4 protein-coding genes are annotated in these 4029 nt (G+C 71.6%); all 4 read right to left on the reverse strand.

Annotated elements, in window-relative coordinates:
• Positions 1-123 precede the first annotated feature (123 nt).
• Positions 124-1437, reverse strand: a complete 1314-nt coding sequence (locus IH13_RS0118020) for a DUF58 domain-containing protein (RefSeq protein ID WP_031085683.1) — start codon at positions 1435-1437, stop codon at positions 124-126.
• A gap of 10 nt (positions 1438-1447) precedes the next feature.
• Positions 1448-2467, reverse strand: a complete 1020-nt coding sequence (locus IH13_RS0118025; protein ID WP_031085684.1) for an AAA family ATPase — start codon at positions 2465-2467, stop codon at positions 1448-1450.
• Positions 2464-3720, reverse strand: coding sequence for a DUF4350 domain-containing protein (locus tag IH13_RS0118030; RefSeq protein ID WP_031085686.1), 1257 nt, complete (start codon positions 3718-3720; stop codon positions 2464-2466). The genes IH13_RS0118025 and IH13_RS0118030 overlap by 4 nt, the downstream gene beginning before the upstream one ends.
• Positions 3717-4029 (reverse strand): DUF4129 domain-containing protein (locus IH13_RS0118035; protein ID WP_031085688.1); only part of this gene is annotated, 313 nt, incomplete at its 5' end. The genes IH13_RS0118035 and IH13_RS0118030, both read right to left, overlap by 4 nt.

The following is a 4029-nucleotide window of genomic DNA, read 5'->3' on the forward strand; positions in this document are numbered from 1 at the left end:
TTTTTGCGTTCCAGGGAAATTTGAGAGGCATCTCGCTGGGAGGGCAGCAGCCCGTCCCCTCCGCCCTGCTGCCCTATGCCAGGGGCAGGGATCGGTAAGGGGAGGGCTGTTTCGGGGATGCCGTCAGAGTCGGCCCGCTGCTTTCAGAGCGAGATAGGCGTCGGCCAGAGCCGGTGCGAGCATGTGCGGGGTGGCGTCGACGACGGTGACGCCATGGCGGCGGAGCTGGTCGGCGGTGCGGCGGCGCTGTTCCCGGGTCTGGGTGCCGGCCGCGGCCTCATACACCGCTTCGACCGATCCCCGGCTCCGTGCCATGCGTTCGACGTGGGGATCCGCGACGGAGGCCACCAGCACCGTGTGGCGCCGGGTGAGCTGGGGGAGTACCGGCAGCAGCCCCTCCTCCACGGGCGCGGGGTCCAGGCCCGTCAGCAGCACGATGAGAGAACGCCGGGGCGCGTGGGCCAGAGCCGTCGTGCTCAGGCCCCGGGCATCCGTCTCCACGAGCTCCGGCTCCAGCGGAGCCATGGCGTCGACGACGGCCGACAGGACGTCGCCTCCTGCGACTCTGCCCCGTACCTGGGCACGGATACGTCGGTCGTAGGCGAGGAGGTGCACACGGTCTCCCGCACGGGTGGCCAGTGCGGTGAGCAGCAGAGTGGCGTCCATGGCCGCGTCCAGACGCGGGGCGTCACCGACCCGCCCGGCCGACGTACGGCCGGTGTCCAGGACGACGAGGATGTGGCGGTCCCTTTCGGGACGCCACGTCCGGACCGCGACCGCCGTCTGGCGGGCGGTGGCCCTCCAGTCGATGGAACGGGTGTCGTCTCCGGGGACATAGGCGCGCAGGCTGTCGAACTCGGTGCCCTCCCCGCGGGTGAGCACACTGGTCCGGCCGTCCAGTTCGCGGAGCCTCGCGAGACGTGACGGGAGGTGCTTCCGGCTGGTGAAAGGCGGTAGCACCCGGACGGTCCACGGGACGTCATGACGGCCCTGACGGGCCGCGAGGCCCAACGGGCCGAACGAGCGGACCGTGACCCGGTCGGACAGGCGGTCCCCGCGCCTGGTGGGCCGGAGGAACGTGGTGAGCCGGCTCCGCTCTCCTGCGGGCACGGTGAACCTGTGGTGGGATGCGGCCTGTTCGGCCTCGGACGACCAACTGCTGGGCGGCCAGGCGTCGCGGAGATGAGCGCGAAGCCGACGCCCCGAGGGATTGGTCACGGTGAGTTGCACCTGCGCGGTGTCACCGAGTCGAACGGATGTATCACCGGTTCGGGTGAAACGGAGCGAACGCACTGGCGCTGCCAGGGCGTAGTCGCACAGAATTGCCAAAGAGAGCGGCGCATTGACCGCAAGCATGCCTGTCCAGCTCGGAGCCAGGATGCCTACAGGGAGTGATCCCAAGGCGGCCAGGAGTGCGGTTCGTCCGGTGAGGGCCATGGTCACCGCCTCATCGGGGGACGGGCACGTGAGCGAGGACAGCGGTGATGACGGAGTCGGCTGTGACTCCCTCCATCTCGGCTTCCGGGCGCAGTTGGACGCGATGACGGAGCGTGGGTAGCGCCAGGGCCTTCACGTCGTCCGGGGTGACGTAGTCCCGGCCGGTGAGCCAGGCCCAGGCACGGGCGGTGGACAGGAGAGCGGTCGCCCCGCGGGGGGAAGCACCGAGGGTGAGTGAGGGGGAATCACGCGTGGCACGGCAGATATCGACGACGTAGGCGGCGATCTCGGCGGACACCTGAGTTCTGGCCACCGCCGCCCGGGCGGCCTCCAGATCCGCGGGCCCGGCCACAGGACGTATGCCGGCCGCGTCGAGGTCTCGGGGGTTGAACCCGCCGGCGTGACGGGTGAGGACGTCGATCTCGTCCTCACGGGACGGCAGGGGCACCGTGAGCTTGAGGAGGAACCGGTCCAACTGTGCTTCGGGGAGCGGGTAGGTGCCCTCGTACTCGACAGGGTTCTGGGTCGCCGCGACCAGGAACGGGTCGGGCAGGGCGCGGGGAAGACCGTCGACCGTGACCTGACGTTCCTCCATGGCCTCCAGAAGGGACGACTGTGTCTTCGGCGGGGTCCGGTTGATCTCGTCGGCGAGCAGGAGGTTGGTGAACACCGGCCCCGGCTGGAAGGAGAACTCCGCGGTACGGGCGTCGTAGACGAGTGAGCCCGTGACATCGCTCGGCATCAGGTCGGGCGTGAACTGGACGCGCTTGGTGTCGAGTTCGAGGGAAGCCGCAAGGGCACGGACCAGGAGTGTCTTGGCCACGCCAGGGACGCCCTCGAGCAGCACGTGGCCCCGGCAGAGCAGGGCGACGACGAGACCTGTCACAGCCGAGTCCTGGCCGACCACCGCCTTGGCGATCTCCGAGCGGAGGGCTTCGAGAGAGGCGCGGGCCTTGTCGGAGAAGACGGCTTCCGCCGGGCTCCCTGCGGTCGCCACATGCTCGGCGGGCTCCGGGATCGGGGCGCTCATGAAGTGCGTACCTCTCTTTCGAGGGCGTCGAGTTGGTCGGTCAGGAGAAGAAGTGCGGCGTCGTCGGCGGGAGCCGGACCGAAGAGCAGAGCGGCGGCACCGCTTCCCGGGCTGCCGAGGTGTGCGGTGACGGCGGGAAGCAGGACGTCGGGGGAGTCGGCGTCGCGCGGGGACACCCCGACGAGGGGAGCGAGGCGGTTGCGTGTGGCGGAGCGGAGAGTTGCGGCGGCCCGGTCACGGGCGTCGGTCTTGCGGTAGAGGCGGGCCCGGCCTTCGGTGGACTCGGAGGCCCTGATGACCACCGGGAGCCGTTCGGCGACCAGGGGGCCGAGGCGGCGGGCTCGCCAGACGGCGGCGAGGACGGCCGCGAAGGCGAGTTGGAGTGTGCCCCAGAGCCAGCCGGAGGGGATGAGGTCGAGGAAGCCGCTCTCGCCTGCCGCGGCACCGTCGTCGCCGTCACGGTTCTCTCCGCCGCCTGGGTCTTCCTCGGCGGACGGATCGGTGAGTGAGGGGAGGTACCAGACGAGATGGGGACGGGAACCCAGCGTCTGCAGGGCGAGCGACGCGTTGCCCTGCTGGTCGAGACGGTCGTTGTACAGGAGATCGGGGGAGCCGAGCAGCACGGTGTCACCCGTCGCGTGCTCGGGGAGGAGCAGGTAGGTGGGAAGTCCGTCGACGGAGTAGCAGGCGATGGCACCGGGTGCGTCGGTGCGGTAGCGGAAGCCGCCCATGTCGGAGGTGCCCGCGGAACGCGCGGCCGGAAGAGAGCAGCGTGCCGGACGCGGGCCCACCGGTCCTGGCGGTTCGGCGTGGACGCCGGGGGCCAGGGCTCCGACGGAGGGGCCGCCCGGTGCGACGAGCACCGTGCGTCCGGAAGCGTCACCGACGGCTTCCCGGAACACGTGCCGCTGATGGGGGGTGAGTACTTGGGGGCCGGTGACGAGGATCGTCGTATCGGGTCCCGCCGCGTCGGTGGCCTCGTCGAGGGTCGTGACGACGTCGACCGTGACGCCCCGGCCCTTCAGGAGTTCGGCGACGGCCCTGCTGCCGTGCGGGTCCGGAGAGCGGGGGTCCAGGCGGCCGTGGTCACCGCCGGAGCTGAGGGCGGCGAAGGTGATTCCGGCGGCGACGAGGAGAAGGGCCGCGAGAAGCAGCCCGCGGGTACGTCGCCAGATCTGACCGGGGGTCCGGGACACCGACGTCGTGGTCGGGGCTGCCCCGGGCGCGGGGGCGGAGGTGGTGGTTCCGGTCACCGGACGGCCTCCCCGCCGCCGGCGGCGAGCAGGGGCTTGGCCGTCTCGATGTCGCGGTCGAGCGCGCACAGCCGTTGGTACGCGGCGGCGTCGGCCGTGCGGCCTCCGTACGTGACGTCGTCGAAGACCCGGGCGGCGGCGCGGAGCCGGGAGGCGTGGGCGGGCAGGGACCGGCCGGCTTCGGTGGCCGCCTCGTCCGCGGTCCGCCCGGGGCGCGGGTCGAGTACCGCCCGGTCCTCCAGGGCCCGGACGAGAGCACGCATGCGTTCCTGGACGGCCTCCGTCCAGCGGTGGGCGTCGGCGTGCGCC

The sequence above is a fragment of the Streptomyces sp. NRRL WC-3549 genome (assembly GCF_000721935.1).
Classification (GTDB): Bacteria; Actinomycetota; Actinomycetes; order Streptomycetales; family Streptomycetaceae; genus Streptomyces.